Raw genomic sequence first — 19,085 nt, 5'->3', positions numbered from 1 at the left:
TCACGAGAGGTTCTGAGTCGATATGGCGAAGCGCATCGAGGTCAGCGGCCTCAACGTCTACTACGGCGATTTCAAGGCCGTCGAGGACGTGTCGATGACGGTCGAGCCCCGCTCGGTCACCGCGTTCATCGGTCCGTCCGGCTGCGGCAAGTCCACCTTCCTGCGCACCCTGAACCGGATGCACGAGGTGATCCCCGGCGCCCGCGTCGAGGGCAAGGTGATGCTGGACCAGCAGGACCTGTACGGCTCCGGCGTGGACCCGGTGGCCGTCCGGCGGGTCGTCGGCATGGTCTTCCAGCGGCCGAACCCGTTCCCGACGATGTCGATCTTCGACAACGTCGCGTCCGGCCTGAAGCTGAACGGCGTCAAGGACAAGAAGAAGCTGGCCGAGGTGGTCGAGCAGTCGCTCAAGGGCGCCAACCTGTGGAACGAGGTCAAGGACCGGCTGGACAAGCCGGGTGCCGGCCTGTCCGGTGGTCAGCAGCAGCGGCTCTGCATCGCGCGCGCGATCGCGGTCGAGCCCGAGGTGATCCTGATGGACGAGCCGTGCTCGGCGCTGGACCCGATCTCCACACTGGCGATCGAGGACCTGATCGAGAAGCTGAAGGACAAGTTCACCGTCGTGATCGTGACGCACAACATGCAGCAGGCGGCCCGGGTCTCGGACCAGACCGCGTTCTTCAACCTGGCCGCGACCGGCAAGCCCGGCCGGCTGATCGAGATGGCACCGACCAAGCAGATCTTCTCCAACCCGACGGAGAAGGCCACCGAGGACTACATCACCGGCCGTTTCGGCTGAGCCTCGTCCTGCCTCACGGTCTTGTCACCGGCTGTCGCGACGCGTCGTCGCGGCGGCCGGTGCCCGTTTCGGGCCGGTGGCCCGGTGTGGGGACGTGACCGTGAACCGGTGGGAAAGATAACCTGCGAAGATTCCTCGACGTTCTCAGAAGGGAACCGCGGTGAGCACTCCGACGCCTCCTCCCGGCGACGACCAGAACGACCAGAACAGGCCGCAGGACACTCCCGAGACTCCGGGTGAACAGCCGAACCCGTACGGTCAGAGCGACCCGTACGGCCAGCAGCAGCCAGGCCAGTACGGTCAGCAGCCGCCCGGTGAGTACGGGCAGCAGCAGCCAGGGCAACAGCAGCCTGGGCAGTACGGCCAGCAGTACCCGGGTCAGCCCGGGCAGTACGGGCAGCAGCCGGGCTACGGCCAGCAGCCTGGGTACGGGCAGCAGGGTGGCTACGGCCAGCAGCCAGGTGGCTATGGCCAACAGCCGGGCGGTTACGGTCAGCAGCCGGGTCAGTACGGCCAGCCGGGGCCTGGCGGCTACGGGTATGGCGCGCAGCCGCAGAACAACACCCCGAAGACCCTCGCCATCATCGGCATCGTCTGCTGGTTCTGCTGCGGTATCGCGTCAGTGGTGCTCGGTCTGATTGCTCAGGGCAAGTTCCGCGAGCAGGGCCGTCCGGACACGCTGGCGAAGGTCGCGTGGATCGGTGGCGTGGTGTCGATCGCACTTTCGGCCATCAGCTACTTCGTGCGTTACAGCAACTGAGCAGTGCTCCCCGGCTGTCAGACCAGGTTGCGGGCGATGCCGTACGCGGCCAGCAACACGATCAGGCCCTTCATCAGCCAGTCCGCCGCGCGCGGGCTCATCGACAGCCGGGGCAAGCGCACCACCCGCAGGGACTCCAGGGTCCAGGCGAGCACCTGGTAGCCAAGGGCAACACCGGCCAGTGGGCCGAGCACCAGGATCACGGGGTTGAAGTGCCACGCGGCGGCCAGATCGCCGCGGAGCAGCGCGGCCGCCATCCGGGTCGATCCGCAGAGTGGACAGTTCAGTCCGGTGGTGGCGTGCAGGATGCACGGGATGCCGATCCGCTGGTTGGACAGCTGATACACGGCTGCCAGCGCGAATCCGCCCACACCGACTGCTGACAGCCCCCACACTCGTCGATCCAACGGCCGGACCGGACCCGTGGGGCGGACGAAGACGCTCTGCGACAGGCTCACCGTCCAAAGGTAACCCCGAACAGGGCGGATCCGTCGGCAGGGCTGATCCGTCCGACCACTAGCCTGCAACTCACTCCTCAAACAGCAATACACAGAAGGGATCGTCGTGAGCACTCCGACGCCACCACCGGGTTACGGCCCGCAAGACCCACAACAACCGGGTCAGTACGGCCAGCCTGGGCAGTACGGCCAGCAGCCCGGCCAGTACGGGCAGCAGCCGGGGTACGGGCAGCAGCCCGGTCAACCGGGTCAGTACGGCCAGCAGCCCGGTCAGCCGGGGCAGTACGGGCAACAGCCGGGGCAGCCTGGTCAGTACGGACAGCAGCCGGGTTATCCGCAGCAGCCGGGGCAGTACGGGCAGCAGCCTGGTCAGTACGGGCAGCCGTACCAGCAGGGCTACGGCCCGTACGGCCAGCCGGGCGCGTACGGAGGTGGCATCCCGGGCAACCTGGCGGCTTGGCCGAACCGGGTCGGTGCCTGGTTCGTCGACTCCGTCATCATTGGTGTGCCCTGCGGTCTCGGGTCCGCGATCGCCAACGTCGACAACTCCGTGGTCAGGATCTTCGGCGTCCTGCTGTACCTGGTCGGCCTCGGTCTGGCGATCTGGAACATCATCATCCGCCAGGGCAGCACCGGCCAGACCGTCGGCAAGCAGGTGCTCGGCCTGAAGCTGGTCGGCGCGGACACCGGCCAGCCGCTCGGTGCCGGCAAGACGTTCCTGCGCCAGCTGACCCACGTCCTCGACGGCGCGGCCTGCTACCTCGGGTACCTGTGGCCGCTGTGGGATGAGAAGCGGCAGACGTTCGCCGACAAGATCAACAACACCTACGTCATCAAGCTCTGACGCCGAGCTGACGATCCCGGACGCCGTGGCCGAGCTGGCCGCGGCGTCCGGCCGTTTCGGCGATACTTGTGCCCGGCAATCAGTTCGCCGCAGAGAGGACCTCTCGTGACCACCCCTCCCTCAGGGCCTTACGGCGGTCAGTACCCACCCGGCCAACCAGGCCAGTTCCCACCAGGACAACCGGGGCAGTTCCCGCCCGGCCAGCACCCGGCGCAGGGCTACAACCCTTATCCACAACCCGGTCAGGGCTATCGGTACGTAGCTCCCGGCCGGCTGGCGGAGTGGCCGATCCGCGTCGGCGCGTACCTGCTCGACGCACTGCTGACCGCGATCCCGTCGATCGCCGGGGTACTGATCGCGCTGGTCATCGACGGCAACAAGGAGGATCTCGGGCCCGGTGGTGGGTTCGCGATGCTCGGCGGATTCGCGCTGGCGTTCGTTGTCTGGGTCTGGAACCGCATCGTCCGGCAGGGCAGCACCGGCCAGTCCTTCGGCAAGAAGGTGACCGGGCTACGGATCGTCGACGCGCGCACAGGCCAGCTGATCGGCACCGGCAAGACCATCGCTCGCGAGGTGTGCGCCCAGATCTTCAACCAGCTTTGCGTTCTCAACGTGCTCTGGCCGCTCTGGGACGACAAACAGCAGACCTGGCACGACAAGGTCGTCGACGACGTCGTCATCCGCGCCTGAGGTCAGTGCGATCGCAGTAGACCCGCGCAGGTGACTGCCCACAGGACGCTGGTGAACGTGCCGATGATGAAGCGTTCCGCGACCGCTTGGGGTGTCACCGACGCGGGCTGGTCCGGACTGCGCAGCTCCGGGTAGCGGGCCAAGCCCTTGATGGCCAGCACTACCGCGATGCCCTCCGGCCAGCCAGAGACCAGTGCACCGTACACAGCGAGCCGCTCGAGCGCACCGATCAGTGCACCGCCCCGCAGCACCTCACCGGCCTTCTGAGTCGACTGGGCACGCGTACTGCGCCGGTCCGCTAGTGCCAGCACTGATGTGGTCAGTGGACCGCCTCCGGTGACAGCCAGGCCGCCGGCCAGTAGTAGCAGCGCGTTCCACCAGCGCTCGGGCCAGCTGGCCACGCCGTCCTCAGCCAGCAGCAGTACGCCGACTGCGCCCAGACAGGCCAGCATGACCGCACTGATGACGATTTCGAGAGTGGAGCCGGACTTCGGCACCCAGGCCAGGACGGCGAGGATCAGTCCGGCAGCGGTGAGCGACAGGACCAGCGCCGTCACGCAGCATCCCCTGCGTCGAGGAGGTCCGCGGCCAGCGCCCGTCCGCGTTGCTCCTCGGCGAAGCCGGCCGCCTGGGCCCGCTGGGTCACCGCCGACTGGCTGATCCCTAGTTTCACGCCGATCTCCCGCCTGGTGAGTCCTTCTGACAACAGATCCGCCACCGCCCAGCCGCGTTCGCTCCGGCGCCGCAGCACGGACGCCATCAGCCACAGCACGGTTTCGACCCGCTCGGCGCCGCGGACGTCCGGTCCGACCACGTTGACCGGGTGCGGGCTCGACTTGGCCCGGGTCACTGCTTCCCGCGCGTACACGAACGCCGCCCCGCTGCCCGCGCGCGTACTTCGCGGCAGCGGCTCGGTCACCGCACCGATACCGAGGCCCACGTACCAGACGTCCGCGCGGAGCAGTTCCACAATGACGTCGATGGTGGCACGGGCCTCCGACAGTACGCCCTGCACCTCGTCACCGGCGGTCCGCTCGAACTTGCGGAGCAGTCCGGGCAGCCGCGGCCGGCGGTTCAGGGAGTTCAGTAGCTCGGGTACGAGATCGCTCGTGCTTCGGCTGTCGCGCTGATCTACGGTTAGGACGAAGACCATCGCACCTCCTTCCGACGGGGTTAAGGCTACAGCCTTATTCACGTAGAGTGAAGGACAGAACCTGAATCGCTTCAGTCAGTAACTCCACGTGATCACTCCGTGAGCGGCGATTTCACCCAGAGTCAGGGCCCGGCGGGGTCAAAACACTGCAACCCAGGGCCCGCTCCCGGGCGAGCCGGGAGCAGGCCTGAGGTCAGTCGGCGATCGGCAGGTACAGCTTCTGCCCGTCGGCGCGGAAGGTTTCCGACATCTCCGCGAACCCGGCCTCGACCGCCTCCGCCGAGGTCAGCCCGTGCTCCTCGGCGTACGCGCGAATGTCCGCGGTGATCCGCATCGAGCAGAACTTCGGACCGCACATCGAGCAGAAGTGCGCGGTCTTGGCGGGCTCGGCCGGCAACGTCTCGTCGTGGAAGGAGCGGGCCGTGTCCGGATCCAGCGAGAGGTTGAACTGATCCTCCCAGCGGAACTCGAACCTTGCCTTCGACAACGTGTCGTCCCAGGCCTGCGCGCCGGGGTGCCCCTTGGCCAGATCGGCCGCGTGGGCAGCGATCTTGTACGTGATCACGCCGGTCTTCACGTCGTCGCGATCGGGCAGGCCGAGATGCTCCTTGGGCGTGACGTAGCAGAGCATCGCCGTACCCAGCCAGCCGATCTGCGCCGCGCCGATCGCGGACGTGATGTGGTCGTAGGCCGGTGCCACATCAGTTGCCAACGGCCCCAATGTGTAGAACGGTGCCTCGCCGCAAAGCTCCTCCTCGAGCCGTACGTTCTCCGCGATCTTGTCCATCGGCACGTGTCCGGGGCCTTCGATCATGACCTGGACATCGTGCTCCCACGCGATCCGGGTCAGTTCGCCGAGCGTACGCAACTCCGCGAACTGTGCTTCGTCGTTCGCGTCCGCGATACATCCCGGCCGCAAGCCGTCGCCCAGCGAGAACGTGACGTCGTACGCGCGCAGGATCTCGCACAGTTCGGCGAAATGCGTGTACAGGAAGGACTCCTGGTGATGCGCCAGGCACCAGGCCGCCATGATCGAACCACCACGCGACACGATCCCGGTGATCCGCCGGGCGGTCAGCGGTACGTACCGCAGCAGCACTCCGGCGTGCACCGTCATGTAGTCCACGCCCTGCTCGCACTGCTCGATCACCGTGTCGCGATACACCTCCCAGGACAGCTCGGCCGGATCGCCCTTCACCTTCTCCAGCGCCTGGTACAGCGGGACGGTACCGATCGGGACCGGCGAGTTGCGCAGAATCCACTCGCGGGTCTCGTGGATGTTCTTGCCGGTGGACAGGTCCATGACCGTGTCCGCGCCCCAACGGGTTGCCCAGACGAGCTTTTCGACTTCTTCCTCGATCGAACTGCTGACGGCCGAGTTGCCGATGTTGGCGTTCACCTTGACCAGGAACTTCTTCCCGATGATCATCGGCTCGCTCTCCGGGTGACACCGGTTCGCCGGGATCACGGCCCGGCCGCGCGCGACCTCCGCCCGGACGAACTCCGGATCGAGTCCTTCCCGGACGGCGACGTACCGCATTTCCTCGGTGATCACGCCGGCCCGGGCGTACCCGAGCTGGGTGCTGGGCTCGCGCCCCGCGATCCAGTCCCGCCGCAACGGCGGCAGGCCGGCCTCGAGGTCGATCTTCGCGTCCACCTCGGTGTACGGACCGGAGGTGTCGTAGAGATCGAAGTGTTCGCCGTTGGTGAGGTTGACGCGCCGGGCCGGCACGCCGAGCTCGCCCCGGCGGATCTTCTCCGACCCCGAGATCGGGCCGGTGCTGACATTGACCATGGTGCTGCTCCCTACGCCGGAATTACCCGGACAGGTTCGGCGGTCGGCGGCGCCGGATTCTGGTCCAGCCGCCCTCTCAGCCCACTTCGGTGCGAGCTCCCGCGGTGTCCTGTGTCCCGCTTGCGGGCCACAATGTTGTCGCAGACCACCATAATCGGGGCATGCGAGACATCGTCTACCCGCCCGTCATCGCCTTCGCGAAGACTGCCTTCACGGTGCTGGATCTACAGATCCGCCGCACCGGTACGGAGCATGTCCCGCGGACGGGTGGCGCGCTGATCGCGCTCAACCACATCAGCTACGTCGACTTCGTCCTCGGCGGGTACGGTGCGCTGCCGAGCAAACGGCTGGTCCGGTTCATGGCCAAGGAGGTGCTGTTCCGGAACCGGTACTCGGGCCCGCTGATGCGCGGGATGCACCACATCCCGGTCGACCGGGAGGCCGGCGCGGCGTCGTACCAGCAGGCGATCCGGCACCTGCAGGCCGGCGAGATCGTCGGCGTGTTTCCGGAGGCGACGATCAGCCGGTCGTTCCAGCTCAAGGAATTCAAGACGGGTACGGTGCGGATGGCCGCCGAGGCGGGCGTACCGGTGCTGCCGATGATCCTGTGGGGCACACAGCGGATGTTCACCAAGGACCACCCGCGGGACTTCTCCAGGCACCGCCCGATCGCGATCAGCATCGGCGCGCCGATCACGGTGACGGGTGACGACGACCCGGGCGAGGCGACCGCGCACCTGCGGGACACGATGGCCGGCATGCTGGACGAGACCATCCGGAGCTACCCGGAGCAACCGGCCGGCGCCTGGTGGCTACCGGCCGCGTACGGCGGCAGCGCGCCGACTCCGGAGGAGGCCGAGCGGCTGGACCGCGAGGAACTGGCCCGCCGGGCGGAACGACGCCGCTAGCCGGGCGCGGACAAGACCTTGACCCTTGGGGTGGTCCGAGGGTACGAAAGCACTCGTTGACGAAACAGGTACCTGGGGGGTCTCTGTTCGGCGGGCCGGCGGTCGCGGCCCGTGCACTACGAACAGGCGGGGGAAGTTGTCGTGTTTTTCGATTCGCGCGAAGAAGAGTTGCACCTGTTCGATCCGGGTGCGCTGACGGTCGCACCGCACGTGGCCGAGCAGATCCCGGACGCCGGCGCGTTCTTCGTCGAGTGGGCGATCCGTGACCTGACCGCGGAGCGCGCCCGGGAGATCGAGTCCGCGGTGAACGGCCGGCGCAACCAGAACGGCTGGTTCCCACTGGAGTCACTCGACGGCATCGGCAGCAAGGGGTTCTGGCGCGGTCCATTGACCTATCTGGCCCAGATGACCGCCGATGATCCCGCGATTCTGCAGGAGTGGGCGACCGATGGGCTCGCCAGTGAACAGTGCGGCCGCATCCAAGCCACAGTCGACCATCTGTTGCATCAGCAAGGTCACGCGGCCGCCGCCACTTGGGCAGTCGCGGTACGGCCGCGTACGCACCTTGATGCGGAGGTACTGGGCGAGCGGCTGCTGGCTGCGTGGGAGTACAACCTGGGGTCGATCCGCAGCAAGGACGTGGCCAAGTCGGTACGCCGCTGGAACCGCTGATACCCGTACGACGGGCAGCCGCCAGACCGCCCGTCGTACGTCAGCACTAGTGGAACTGCGGGATGATCAGGTACAGCCCGTACAGCACAGCTGCCAGACAGGCCGCGAAACACAGTGCGGCCACGCCGGTGTCCACGAAGGACGGTTGGCGCTTCGCATCGATCGCCACCGCTCGCCGCGACATCGCATTCACCCCCAGCGCGAACAGCACTGCTACGCCGACACCGAAGACCAGGCTGACGATCGCTACCTCACCCAGCGAACTCCAGTCGATATGCATCGCCGTACTCCTCTCAGACCGTCGCGGCCGTGGTAGCCGGGGTCGTGGAGCTGGGGTACTCGTTCACGTTCTCCGAGGTGACCGGACGGCGCCGGGAGGCGGCGTAGATGGCACCACCGGCAGCAACCGCCAGGATCGCGATGATGACGACACCGAGGTTCCCGGAGTCGGCCACCTCACCGGACAGCGCGCCGACGACCGCAGCGGCCGGTAGCGTCAGCAGCCAGGCAACAGCCATCCGGCTGGCTACTGTCCAGCGCACCTCGGCCAGCCGCTTGCCGAGCCCGGCGCCGAGGATGCTGCCAGAGCAGACCTGCGTGGTGGACAGCGGGAAGCCCAGGTGTGCCGAGATCAGCAGCACCGAGGTCGAGCTGGTCTCCGCGGCGAAGCCCTGCGGCGACTCGATCTCGGCCAGGCCCTTGCCCATCGTCCGGATGATCCGCCAGCCGCCGAGATAGGTACCGGCCGCGATCGCCGTGCCGGCAGCGGGGATCACCCAGATCGGCGGCCCGGAACCCTTGGTGAGGCTGCCGGAGGTGATCAGCACCAGGGTGATGACCCCCATCGTCTTCTGCGCGTCACCGGTGCCGTGCGCCAGCGAGACCAGCGAGGCGGAGGCGACCTGACCGGCCCGGAAACCGTCGGTCACGGTCTTCTTCCGCGCCCGCGCGGTGAGCTTGTAGGCCAGGTAGGTGCCGAGAACGGCGACCACACCGGCGACGATCGGTGCGGCGACGGCCGGGACGATGATCTTCTGCACGACGGTGCCGAAGTGCACGGCGCTGCTCCCGGAGGCGATCCAGGTGGCGCCGATCAGCCCACCGAAGAGCGCGTGGGACGAGGAGCTCGGCAGGCCGAGATACCAGGTCAGCAGGTTCCACAGGATGGCGCCGACCAGTCCACCGAAGATCACCGGGACGGTCACCTTGGCATCGTCGACGATGCCGCTGGAGATCGTCTTGGCCACCTCGGTGGAGATGAACGCGCCAACCAGATTGAGCACGGCCGACACGGCGACCGCGACCTTGGGTTTCAGGGCGCCGGTGGCGATCGAGGTCGCCATCGCGTTGGCGGTGTCGTGGAACCCGTTGGTGAAGTCGAACACCAACGCGGTGATGATCACCACGACAACGAGGAACGAAAGATCCATTGCGCATCACTTCCCCTGGGCGTACGAGCTGCAGCCTCGTTCGACCGTAGGCCTGGTGAGTGAATTCGAAATGAACCGGTTCGGTGCAGTTACTCGAGAATCAGATGAGCCAGCCCGTAGACCGCTGCGGCGACCAGGCCGGCCGCGGGAATCGTCAGCACCCACGCGGTGACGATGCCCTTCGCGACACCCCACCGGACGGCCGAGAGCCGCTTCGTGGCGCCGGCGCCCATCACCGCGGACGTGATCGTGTGGGTGGTCGACACCGGGGCGTGCAGGCCGATCGCCATCACGTACAGCACCGCCGCCGAGATCGCCTCGGAGGCGAAGCCACGGGCCGGGTCCAGGTGGATGATCCGGCGGCCGAGTGTCCGCATGATCCGCCAGCCGCCGGAGTACGTGCCGAGCGAGATCGCGGTCGCGGCCGAGATCTTGACCCAGAGCGGGATGCCATCGGTCTGCTGGGCGTGCCCGGTGGTGACGAGGGCCAGGAAGATGACGCCCATCGTCTTCTGCGCGTCCTGCAGGCCGTGCCCGAGCGCCATCGCGGCCGCCGACAGGGACTGCGCCATCCGGAAGCCGCGGGTGGTCTTGCCCGGGTTGCTGCGCCGGAACAGCCAGAGGATCCCGACCATCAGCAGGAAGGCACCGAGGAAGCCGACCGCGGGCGACAGCACCATCGGGATGACTACCTTGTCGACGATGCCGGACCACAGGACCGTACTGGTCGAGGCCAGGCCGGCACCGACCAGACCACCGATCAGGGCGTGCGTCGACGAGCTGGGCAGGCCGAAGTACCAGGTGATCAGGTTCCAGGTGATGGCGCCGATCAGGGCGGCGATCACGATCACCAGACCGTGTTTGCCGCTCGGCGTGTTGATGATGCCCTTGCCGACCGTCTCGGCCACCTCGGTACCGGCCAGGGCGCCGAGGAAGTTGAACGCCGCGGCCATCCCGAGCGCCACGCGGGGCGTCAGCGCGCGAGTGGAGACGGAGGTGGCGATCGCGTTGGCGGCGTCATGGAAACCGTTGGTGTAGTCGAACGCGAGCGCGATGACGACGACGGCGATGACGAGCGCGAGCTCCACGCTCAGCTCTCCTTGACGGCGATCTGCTCGACCGTGTTGGCGACGTGCTCGAAGGCGTCGATCGCGGCCTCCAGCAGGTCGACCACGGTCTTGAGTTTCATCACGGTGAGCGCTTCGTACTCACCGCTGAACAGCTTGGCGATCAGCCGCCGGTGGACCGCGTCACCGGTGTTCTCCAGCCGGTTGATCTCGATCCAGTACTCGGCCAGGTCCTTCATCGTGCGCAGCCGCGGCATCGTCTCGGCGGTCAGCTGGGCGGCGCGCTGCAGGACCTCGATCTGCTCGGCGATCTCCTCCGGCAGCTTCTCCAGGTTGAAGAGGTGGATGGTGTCCACCGCCTCCTCCATGAAGTCCATCACGTCGTCGAGATCGGAGGCCAGCCGGTAGATGTCCTCGCGGTCGAACGGGGTGACGAAGGTCGAGTTGACCCGCCGGATGATCGAGTGCGTGGTCTCGTCGGCCGCGTGTTCCGCGTCCTTCATCTGGGCGGCGATCTGATGGCTGTTGGACAGCCCGGTACCGGCCGTACTGCCGAGCAGCTCCGCCAGAATCCGGGATCCGTCCACGAGGTGGTTGGCGGACTCGGTGAAAAGGTCGTAGAACGTCGGGTCGTTCGGACGCAGACGTAACGGCACTTCAAGCTCCGGATGAACGAGGGACAAACCGTGAACATGCTAGAGGGAACATGCGGTTGACGTGGTACCCGCGGGGGTCAACGTAGCGCGTCGGGATGAATTGGCCAGTCAGGGGTTATACAGTCGGTAACTGATCGGTTTCATCGTGTGATCACGGCGTACAGGTCGAACAGCCCGACGACGAGTACCAGGCCGGCGGCCACCCGAAGTACGTTCTCGTGGCCGAGGGCATGGACCGCGCCGCCCTTCGTACGCCGGTAAACCGCGCTCACGGCGGCCCAGCAGCCCAGCGAGAGCACCAGGACGACGATCCCGAGGCCGGTCCGGACAGCCGACGAACCGTGGCCGGAGGCAAGCAGCAGAGCGCCGTTGGCGATCAGCCCGAGGGACGTACGCCGCCACGCGAGCAGCGTCCGCTCTGGCTGACGACCCGGATCCGGTGTGCTCATCGCCACAGTTATCGCCACAGGGAGAACAGCAGGCCGATCAGCCCGACCACCGCGATGGTTGCCCCGAGCATCAGCGGCAGTCTGGTCACCGGAAGCGCACCGCCGCGGCGGATCGCGCTCTGGTTCTGCTGCCAGCGACGGAACGCGCCCGCGGTGGTGGCGACCCCGGCACAGACCAGAACGATGCCGATGATCCGGGCCGGCCAGCGGTCCGGTCCGAGGTCGAGGAACTGGACCGCTGACAGTCCGCCGGCGTAGCAGGCCAGTGAGGTCCGCAGGTAGGCCAGATAGGTACGTTCGTTCGCCAGGGTGAAGCGGTAGTCGGGTTCCTGCTCTTCGTCCGGCCCCGACCCGGTCATCCGCAGCTCACCAGACCGTGGTCCTGCTTCAGTGTCAGCACACGCCGCACGCTACCCGTCAGCTTCGTGGCGAAGGACGGGTCCTGCTTGGCCCGCGCGACCAGCGCGTCCACCATCGGCTCGGTCAGCGCGGACTTGGCGTTGATGACGATGTCACCGCCGGCCGCCACGAACCGGGTGGCCCGCTGGCCGGCCGGGATCGACGCGACCTCCGCGGCGGCACCGACGTCGTCGGTGATCACCACCCCGCGCCAGCCGAGGTCGCCGCGGACCATCCCCTGGATGACGGTTGGCGAGAACACCGCACGGTTGTCCGGATCGATCTTGGTGTACGTGGCGGTGGAGATCATCACCATCGACGTACCGGCGGCGATACCGTCCGCGAACGGCTTCAGATCCGCATCGCCGCGGACCGTGGTGGTGTCGACGACACCGGCCGCGAAGTCCGTGTTGCCGCGGACCCGACCGAGTCCGGGGAAGTGCTTCACCGAGGTGGCGACCCCGGCCTGGTTCATTCCCTGTACGAAGGCCCGGACAGCCGGACCGACCTTTTCGGGGGTGTTGCCGAACTCCCGGTCGAGCTTGCCGATCGGCGCGTTCTGATCCTTCAGCGATTCGGGGACGACGTCCGCGACCGGCGCCAGATCGACGTTGACCCCGGCCTCTTTGAGCTGTTTGCCCCACTGCTGTGCCTTCGCGGTCAGCTTGCCCGCCGACCACTCGCCCTGGACTGTCGCGGCCGGCATGCGGTCGAAGCCGGAGCCTTTGAGACGCTGGATCTGACCGCCTTCCTGGTCCGCGGCGATCAGCGGACGGATGCCCTTGACCGTGGCCGCGTCGGTCACGGTCGCCATCGCGGTGCGGGTATGGGCGAGGCTGCCGCCGCTGCCGACCAGCAGGATGCTGCCCGACTTCTGGCCCTCGACGACGGTCCGCTGGGCAGCGGTCATGCCGCCGGCGTTGATGCCCGTCATGATCAGTTGGGCAGCCTGCTCGCGCAGGGTCAGCGATTTGAGCTTCTGGTCGACGCAGCTCGGAGTCGGCGTCGGCGTGTGGGTTGGGGTTTGGGTCGGGCTGGGCGTTGTCTCCTCGGTTGTCGGCACCGAGGATGACGGCACCGTGCTCGGACCGGCGGTCGGCTTGCCGCCATTGCTGCAACCGGCTACGGCTAGGGCAGTCAGCGCGATCAGCGTGACCGGACGCCTCATCTCAGGTCCGCTCCCAGGCGGCGCGATCGACAGTGTCGCCGGAGTGCCGGGCCAGCGTCGCACAGACGTCGTACAAGTGCTCGACCTGCTCCGGGGTGAGGGCGTCGAAGATCGACTGGCGTACTTCCTCGACGTGACCGGGCGCCGTGTCGACGAGCTTCTGCCGGCCGAGCTCGGTCAGGATCGCGACCTGACCGCGACGGTCGGACTCGATGCCCTCGCGCTTCACCCAGCCGTGCTGCTCGAGCCGGTTCACCGCGTGCGAGAGCCGGCTGCGGGAGCCGAGCGTGGCGACCGCCAGCTCACTCATCCGCAGCCGGTTGCCCGGAGCATCGGACAGCCGGACGAGAATCTCGTAGTACGTGTGCGGAATGCCGGCGTCGCGTTGTAGCTGCTGCTCGATCCGGCTGCTCACTACGCGCTGCGCCGCGATGTACGCGCGCCAGGCCTGTTGTTCTCTTTGGTCCAGCCACCGGGGTTCCGCCATCCCCGCAGCGTACAAGTTCCCGGCCCCTGATCAGGAGTACGGCTATGGCACAAATCAGCATGCCCAGGACGGCGAGTGCGCCGATCCTCTCGCCGAAGAGCAGGAAGGCGAACAACATCGTGGTCGGCGGGACCAGATAGAGCAGTGAGCTGACGCGGGTCGCGCCGGAAAGCTTGAGGTTGACGAGGTACAGACCCCAGCCGCCGCCGGTGGCTAACAGTACGAGCCAGAACACCGCGCCGTAGAAGGCTGGTTCTCGCGGAACGGTCAGCTGATTCGTCGCGGACGCCAGCGCGGTGAACAGTACGGACGACACGAGGCTCTGTACGGCGAGGGCGTCGAGTGAACTCGTCGTGGGCTTTCGGAGCCGATCGAGACAGGTGCCGGCGACCAGGCCGAGGAGGCCGGCGACTGGGATCAGGAAGAGGAGGGGCTTCACATGTCCGGCGCTGAGATCGTCCGCGACGACCAGTGCGACGCCGGCGAGGCCGAGGAACAGACCAATCCATTGCCGTCGGCTCACCACTTCGCCCAGTAGCGGTCCGGCGACGGTCGCGATCAGAAGTGGTTGCAGCGAACCGATGAGCGCGGTGACACCGGCGGTGATCCCGTGGTCGATTCCGGTGAAGATCAGTCCGAGGTACACGAATTGCGTCAGCACGGCCATCCACACCTGGGTGACGAGATCACGGCGCGAGATCCGCGGCCGCCGTACGGCCAGGACGATCGCCGCGATCGCACCCGCGACCAGGAACCGCCAGGCGAGCAGATCGAAGGCGGTCGTGTACTCCGTACCCCACCGGGCGCCGATGAAGCCGCAGCTCCAGAACACCGTGAACCCCGCTCCGGCGGCCAGGGCGAGCGCCTTGTTCTTCGTCATGCCGGGGTTCTTCGTCGCTCCGGGGTTGGTGGTCATGGTTGGGACAGTAACCACACCGGTCGGTATACTGTCAGTATGCTGGACCAGCAGATGAGACTGATCGTGGACCGCGAGGTGGCCGCCGCGCCCCGGCTGACCCCGGCCGGCGAGCGCATCCTGACGGCCGCGTCGACCCTGTTCTACGAGCAGGGCATCCGGACCGTCGGCGTCGACTCGATCGCGGCGGCCGCGGACGTGACGAAGAAGACGCTGTACGACCGGTTCGGTTCGAAGGATCGGCTGATCGCGGCGTACCTCGGGCGCCGGAACCGGGAATGGCATCTGTTCCTCGATGAGCAACTCGCGGCTCGCCGGCCGTCGACGCCGGAGGACGTGATCCTGGCGTTGTTCGCGGCGCTGACCGATTGGCTGGCTGGGTCGCGGAACGGCTGTGGATTCATCAACGCGAGTGTCGAGCTGGCCGCGCCGGACCATCCGGCGATGCCGGTGATCGTGGGGCAGAAGCGCTGGCTGCGGGCCGAGTTCGAAGCGCAGGCGCGGCTGGCCGGGCTGGCCGATCCGGGCGAGCTGGCGGACCGGCTGCTGTTACTGCACGAGGGCGCGCTGGTCAGTTATCGCGTCGCGGCGATGACCGACGCGCCCGAAGTCGCAACCCGCGCCGCCGCCGACATCCTCAAGACCTGGCCCCGCGGTTAGGGCCTTCCTGCTCTTTAGCCGCTGGGTCTTTCTTCAGCCTTCTTGCCGCTGATCTTCTTGCTGCTGATCTTCGTGTGCCTGGTCCTCTTGCCGGGAGGCGATGATCGCGGCACGGCGGGCCAGCCGGTGACTGCGGCGGATCTCTGCTTCGCGCAACCTCCGCCGATCCTCATCCGTCACCGGAACGACCTGCGGCACCGCACGTGGTTGCCCGCCTTCGTCCACCGCAACAAACACCAGGTACGCCGACGCGACATGCACCTGTGGGCCCACCGCGTCCCACCGATCGGCGGTGATCCGGACACCGACCTCCATCGAACTACGCCCGGTCCAGTTCACCTGCGCGCTGAAGTGCACGACATCGCCGACCCGTACCGGCACGAGAAACACCATCTCGTCCATCGACGCCGTCACCGCCGGCCCACCCGAGTGCCGCGCCGCAACCACGCCCGCCGCCGAGTCGACCAGCGTCATGATCACGCCGCCATGCACCGTACCGAGCAGGTTGGTCTCGTTCTGCGCGGTGATGTGCGACAACGACAGCCGGGTCTCGGACGTCGGCCGCGACAACGGACTGCTGGACATACGTACTCCTTGGCGATTACCGGGTCTGCGGCCCTCTGCCCGGACCTGCGCAGACTATCCCGGCGTTATCCACAGCTTCAGATTTCCACCCTCCGGCGGCGGCCGATCCTCGTACTTTCTCTGCCGAAGGAGGACTCCGATGCCCCTCGAAACCACCGAACCTGCCCGCGACCACAACCCCGACCACGCCGACCACGCCGACCACGCCGACCACGCCGTTTATACCGGCGACCCCGTTCCGGACCTGCCACCGCTGTCCCGGCGCCAGTCCACGCGACTCATCCAGCTCGCACTGTCCACCACCGCCGACCTCGGTCTCTCCCTGACCTACCGCGGCGGCACCACCCTCGTGTCCGCAGACCCATCAAGCGATCAGCTGCTCGGCCTCAGCAACCTCGCCCGCATCCTGGCCGGCCACCCAGAAGACTTCTGGCCTGCCTTGGTGACCGAGCACTTCACCGATCTCCTGGACCAACTCGACAACGGCACCGCGCCGCTACCCGAGGCCCCACAACGCGACCTCATCCAACGCCTTGTCCCCCGCGCCTCACTCCCACCCGGCTGGAGCATCGACCGCCCCGAGTTCGTCCCCGGCCTGCTGTCCGTCCCGTCCACCGCGACCGACGGCATCATCACCATGTACCTGAAACCGTCCGATCTCGGCATCAGCTGGGACCAAGCCGAGGCGTACGGTCTGGCGAACCTCCGCCGCCTGACCGACGAAGTCGAGTACTTCGACCATGACGAGCTCCGCCTCGCCGCCATCACCGGAAGTCCGTTCGCGGCGTCCCGCGCGCTCGTCCTCGACACCGTGCTGCGGGAGTCCCTCAAGGTGGACGCACCTCATGGCGTACTGGCCGCGGCGCCGGCTCGCGACACCCTGCTATTGCACGTGATCAACGACCTCAGCGTGATCCCGGCTCTTGGCTTGATGCTCAACGTCGCGGCGCGCTGCTACACCCGCGACCCCGGACCGTTGTCAGCCGAGGTCTATCTGGTGACACCGGATCTCACCTGGCATCCAGCCACGACCGTGCTGCCGGATCACACTCCACTGCGGATGTCGCCCGTGCTCGAATCCCTCACCCAGCAGCTGTCCGACCACGAATTGTCAAAAGATGCCCTGAGCAACAACAAGGTCAGTGACCCGGAGGTGTGAAATGCCCAGGCCAGTCGGCGTACCTGATCCGGGTGATCGACCGGATGTCGCCCAACGTACTCCACTCGTCCTTGCCGAGCCGGGCCAGCGGACGGAGCCGGCGAATCTCGGGATGGTCGCCGTCCAGCATCGCCGCATCGACCGCGATGTGCCGGACCCGGCCGATCACCAGCGTGCAGTCACCGAGTTCGAGGGTCTGATGCAGCGTGCATTCGATCGCCACCGGCGACTCCGCCACCCGCGGTACGCCGACCGTCCGGGACGGCTCGGTGCTGACCCCGACCGCTTCGAACTCCGAAACCTCCGGCGGGAAATTCGTCCCGGACGCGTTCACCTGCTCGTACAGTGGCTCCGCAGCGAAGTTCACCACGAACTCGCCGGTCGCCTCCACGTTGTTCAGGCTGTCCTTCCGTCCGACCGAGGTGAACTGCACCATCGGCGGCTGCACACAGGACACGGTGAAGAACGAGTGCGGCGCGAGGTTCAGGACACCGCCGGCCGACCGGCTCGACACCCAGGCGATCGGGCGCGGCACGACCACGGAGTTGAGCAACGCGTAGAACTCGCGCCGCCCGGCAGCTTCCGGATCAACCTCGACACGCACAGCTGCAGTACATCAAACCCAATGCCCGCCGACCGCACCGGCGGCCACCCTGACCAACGGAGAACCAGCTTGGGCGAGCAGCACAACTCCCTTGAACGAAGGACAACCGGCTTGGGCGAGCAGCGCGAGTTCCTGGACCACGTCACCGCGATCGCGCGCCGCCACGGCGTCGACACGGCGCAGGTCTACGAGGTCCCGGGCGGCGTAGCCAACCGCGCCTTCGTCCTCGGTCCCAACCTATTCCTCCGAGTCTCCCGCCCCGGCTTCGAGCAAGACCTGCACAAAGAAACCCAGGTAGTCCCGATCGCCCGCCTGGCCGGCGTCCACACCCCCGCCATCGTCGACTACGACCCGACCCAGCAGCTCATACCCACCCCGTACGCAGTAATGCAACGAGTCCACGGCACCGAACCACGCACCACCCCAACCGCCCTCGCGATCCAACTAGCCCGCCTCCACCAGGTTCATCCCGCCCCCAACCCATCGCCCGCGAGCCCCGCCGACGGACCCACCGACCAGCCTGCCGTGGCAACTGCCGACGGACCCACCGGAGCCGCCCTGGGAACTGCTCGCGATGCCGCTAGCGAGCTTCTACCTGCACTCACTCTGCCCGATCCGACCAGCCACGTTCGGGTCTTCATCCCCGACCTGCCTCTGGACGACTGGGGCGATCCGCACCGCACACTCGACGACCTCGCCACGCGGGGCTACCTGGACCCAGGAACAGCCAACTGGCTCACCGCCTGGTTCACCCGCCTCGCCAACCGCTTCGACCGGACCGGCCCAAAGGTCCTCATCCACGGCGACGTTGCCACCCACAACCTTCTCGCCGCGCCCGACAACAGCTTCCGCGCCCTCATCGACTGGGGCGACGCCGCCTGGGCCCCACCCGCGATGGACTTCGCCAAACTCCCCCTCCCCGACGTCGCCACACTCCTCCCGACCTACCTGCACCACACCAACCACGCCACCGGCGCTATCTCCGCCACCTCAACCCCATCAACGTCCGCCACCTCAAACCCACCCATCTCTGCCACCTCAACCCCACCCACCTCCGCCGGTTCGACCCCATCCACCTCCGCCGCCCCGAGCCCACCCGCGTCGGCGCCGCGGCGTACCGGACCGTCGATCCCCGAGGACGAGCTTGCCGCGGGCATCCTCTGGTTGCACCTCTCCTGGGCGCTCTCCAAACTCCCCGCCGACCCCTGGCCCAACCAGCGCCACTGGACCGCCCCACCGACCAGCCGTCTCCTCGGCATCCTCCGCTTCTTCACCGGCACCCCACCGGAGCCCTGGTCCACCCTGCGCTGACCCAACCGATCAACCAGACCCAACCGATCAAGAAGACCGGGTTCTTGGTGTAAGAGCCACGGCGGAGTCCATCGGTCTAAGCAACGCCTGATGGAGGGTGTTGTGTATGCCGATG

Annotated in this window: 24 protein-coding genes; 9 read left to right on the top strand and 15 right to left on the bottom strand. The window is 67.4% G+C overall.

Going from position 1 to position 19,085, the window contains the following annotated elements; genetic code table 11:
• Positions 1-22 precede the first annotated feature (22 nt).
• Positions 23-799, top strand: a complete 777-nt coding sequence (gene pstB / locus ABD260_RS14045; RefSeq protein WP_344233918.1) for a phosphate ABC transporter ATP-binding protein PstB — start codon at positions 23-25, stop codon at positions 797-799.
• Between the two features lie 160 nt (positions 800-959).
• The gene (locus ABD260_RS14040; RefSeq protein WP_344233917.1) at positions 960-1,559 is read left to right on the top strand and encodes a DUF4190 domain-containing protein; all 600 of its coding nucleotides are present in this window, start codon (positions 960-962) and stop codon (positions 1,557-1,559) included.
• A 17-nt stretch (positions 1,560-1,576) separates the two neighbouring features.
• On the opposite strand, the gene ABD260_RS14035 is transcribed toward ABD260_RS14040, so the two are convergent.
• Positions 1,577-2,017, bottom strand: coding sequence for a DUF2752 domain-containing protein (locus ABD260_RS14035; RefSeq protein ID WP_344233916.1), 441 nt, complete (start codon positions 2,015-2,017; stop codon positions 1,577-1,579).
• 106 nt (positions 2,018-2,123) lie between these two features.
• Here ABD260_RS14035 and ABD260_RS14030 point away from each other — a divergent pair, with 106 nt between their 5' ends.
• Together ABD260_RS14030 and ABD260_RS14025 are read left to right on the top strand one after the other, a co-directional pair.
• Entirely contained in the window at positions 2,124-2,861 is a 738-nt protein-coding gene (locus ABD260_RS14030; RefSeq protein ID WP_344233915.1) for an RDD family protein, read from the top strand.
• 105 nt (positions 2,862-2,966) lie between these two features.
• Positions 2,967-3,551 carry an RDD family protein gene (locus ABD260_RS14025; protein WP_344233914.1) on the top strand — a complete coding sequence of 195 codons (585 nt, stop codon included), beginning with the start codon at positions 2,967-2,969 and terminating at the stop codon, positions 3,549-3,551.
• Between the two features lie 2 nt (positions 3,552-3,553).
• Here ABD260_RS14025 and ABD260_RS14020 read toward each other — a convergent pair whose 3' ends face one another.
• From ABD260_RS14020 to thiC, 3 genes are all read right to left on the bottom strand, one after another.
• Positions 3,554-4,108 carry a hypothetical protein gene (locus tag ABD260_RS14020; RefSeq protein WP_344233913.1) on the bottom strand — a complete coding sequence of 185 codons (555 nt, stop codon included), beginning with the start codon at positions 4,106-4,108 and terminating at the stop codon, positions 3,554-3,556.
• Positions 4,105-4,704, bottom strand: coding sequence for a transposase (locus ABD260_RS14015; RefSeq protein WP_344233912.1), 600 nt, complete (start codon positions 4,702-4,704; stop codon positions 4,105-4,107). The genes ABD260_RS14020 and ABD260_RS14015 overlap by 4 nt, the downstream gene beginning before the upstream one ends.
• Positions 4,705-4,897: 193 nt before the next feature.
• Positions 4,898-6,499 (bottom strand): phosphomethylpyrimidine synthase ThiC, encoded by a 1,602-nt coding sequence (gene thiC / locus ABD260_RS14010; protein WP_344233911.1) that lies wholly within the window; start codon positions 6,497-6,499, stop codon positions 4,898-4,900.
• A 161-nt stretch (positions 6,500-6,660) separates the two neighbouring features.
• Here thiC and ABD260_RS14005 point away from each other — a divergent pair, with 161 nt between their 5' ends.
• Both ABD260_RS14005 and ABD260_RS14000 read left to right on the top strand, forming a co-directional pair.
• Complete coding sequence (locus ABD260_RS14005; protein WP_344233910.1) at positions 6,661-7,407, top strand: lysophospholipid acyltransferase family protein; 747 nt, start codon at positions 6,661-6,663, stop codon at positions 7,405-7,407.
• 141 nt (positions 7,408-7,548) lie between these two features.
• Complete coding sequence (locus ABD260_RS14000) at positions 7,549-8,079, top strand: hypothetical protein (RefSeq protein ID WP_344233909.1); 531 nt, start codon at positions 7,549-7,551, stop codon at positions 8,077-8,079.
• 46 nt (positions 8,080-8,125) lie between these two features.
• Here the strand turns inward: ABD260_RS14000 and ABD260_RS13995 are convergent, their stop codons facing one another.
• The 9 genes from ABD260_RS13995 to ABD260_RS13955 form a co-directional block, all read right to left on the bottom strand.
• Positions 8,126-8,359, bottom strand: a complete 234-nt coding sequence (locus tag ABD260_RS13995) for a hypothetical protein (protein ID WP_344233908.1) — start codon at positions 8,357-8,359, stop codon at positions 8,126-8,128.
• A gap of 13 nt (positions 8,360-8,372) precedes the next feature.
• Positions 8,373-9,509, bottom strand: coding sequence for an inorganic phosphate transporter (locus ABD260_RS13990; protein WP_344233907.1), 1,137 nt, complete (start codon positions 9,507-9,509; stop codon positions 8,373-8,375).
• 89 nt (positions 9,510-9,598) lie between these two features.
• Positions 9,599-10,597 (bottom strand): inorganic phosphate transporter, encoded by a 999-nt coding sequence (locus ABD260_RS13985; RefSeq protein ID WP_344233906.1) that lies wholly within the window; start codon positions 10,595-10,597, stop codon positions 9,599-9,601.
• Between the two features lie 2 nt (positions 10,598-10,599).
• On the bottom strand, positions 10,600-11,232 hold the full coding sequence (locus tag ABD260_RS13980) for a DUF47 domain-containing protein (protein WP_184837287.1): 633 nt from the start codon (positions 11,230-11,232) through the stop codon (positions 10,600-10,602).
• Between the two features lie 140 nt (positions 11,233-11,372).
• A complete protein-coding gene (locus tag ABD260_RS13975) occupies positions 11,373-11,681 on the bottom strand; it encodes a DUF202 domain-containing protein (protein ID WP_344233905.1) in 309 nt (102 codons plus the stop codon).
• Positions 11,682-11,689: 8 nt separating this feature from the next.
• Positions 11,690-12,040: a YidH family protein gene (locus tag ABD260_RS13970; RefSeq protein ID WP_344233904.1), complete on the bottom strand. Its 351-nt coding sequence runs from the start codon at positions 12,038-12,040 to the stop codon at positions 11,690-11,692.
• Positions 12,037-13,248 (bottom strand): glycoside hydrolase family 3 N-terminal domain-containing protein, encoded by a 1,212-nt coding sequence (locus ABD260_RS13965; RefSeq protein WP_344233903.1) that lies wholly within the window; start codon positions 13,246-13,248, stop codon positions 12,037-12,039. The genes ABD260_RS13970 and ABD260_RS13965 overlap by 4 nt, the downstream gene beginning before the upstream one ends.
• A 1-nt stretch (position 13,249) precedes the next feature.
• Positions 13,250-13,663: a MarR family winged helix-turn-helix transcriptional regulator gene (locus ABD260_RS13960; protein WP_319038460.1), complete on the bottom strand. Its 414-nt coding sequence runs from the start codon at positions 13,661-13,663 to the stop codon at positions 13,250-13,252.
• Positions 13,551-14,651, bottom strand: coding sequence for a DMT family transporter (locus ABD260_RS13955; RefSeq protein ID WP_344233902.1), 1,101 nt, complete (start codon positions 14,649-14,651; stop codon positions 13,551-13,553). The genes ABD260_RS13960 and ABD260_RS13955 overlap by 113 nt, the downstream gene beginning before the upstream one ends.
• A gap of 54 nt (positions 14,652-14,705) precedes the next feature.
• Here ABD260_RS13955 and ABD260_RS13950 point away from each other — a divergent pair, with 54 nt between their 5' ends.
• On the top strand, positions 14,706-15,311 hold the full coding sequence (locus ABD260_RS13950) for a TetR/AcrR family transcriptional regulator (RefSeq protein ID WP_344233901.1): 606 nt from the start codon (positions 14,706-14,708) through the stop codon (positions 15,309-15,311).
• Between the two features lie 33 nt (positions 15,312-15,344).
• Here the strand turns inward: ABD260_RS13950 and ABD260_RS13945 are convergent, their stop codons facing one another.
• Positions 15,345-15,896, bottom strand: a complete 552-nt coding sequence (locus ABD260_RS13945) for an acyl-CoA thioesterase (RefSeq protein WP_344233900.1) — start codon at positions 15,894-15,896, stop codon at positions 15,345-15,347.
• Positions 15,897-16,035: 139 nt separating this feature from the next.
• Here ABD260_RS13945 and ABD260_RS13940 point away from each other — a divergent pair, with 139 nt between their 5' ends.
• A complete protein-coding gene (locus ABD260_RS13940; RefSeq protein WP_344233899.1) occupies positions 16,036-17,055 on the top strand; it encodes a DUF1444 domain-containing protein in 1,020 nt (339 codons plus the stop codon).
• On the opposite strand, the gene ABD260_RS13935 is transcribed toward ABD260_RS13940, so the two are convergent.
• On the bottom strand, positions 17,036-17,659 hold the full coding sequence (locus ABD260_RS13935; protein ID WP_344233898.1) for a flavin reductase family protein: 624 nt from the start codon (positions 17,657-17,659) through the stop codon (positions 17,036-17,038). The two genes, ABD260_RS13940 and ABD260_RS13935, sit on opposite strands and share 20 nt — an antisense overlap.
• A gap of 111 nt (positions 17,660-17,770) precedes the next feature.
• Here ABD260_RS13935 and ABD260_RS13930 point away from each other — a divergent pair, with 111 nt between their 5' ends.
• Positions 17,771-18,970, top strand: coding sequence for a phosphotransferase family protein (locus tag ABD260_RS13930; protein ID WP_344233897.1), 1,200 nt, complete (start codon positions 17,771-17,773; stop codon positions 18,968-18,970).
• Positions 18,971-19,085 lie beyond the last annotated feature (115 nt).

It is taken from the genome of Kribbella hippodromi (genome assembly GCF_039531045.1).
Lineage (GTDB): Bacteria > Actinomycetota > Actinomycetes > Propionibacteriales > Kribbellaceae > Kribbella > Kribbella hippodromi.
Note: the sequence above shows the minus strand (reverse complement) of the source record. Positions and strands in the feature narration are given on the sequence as shown.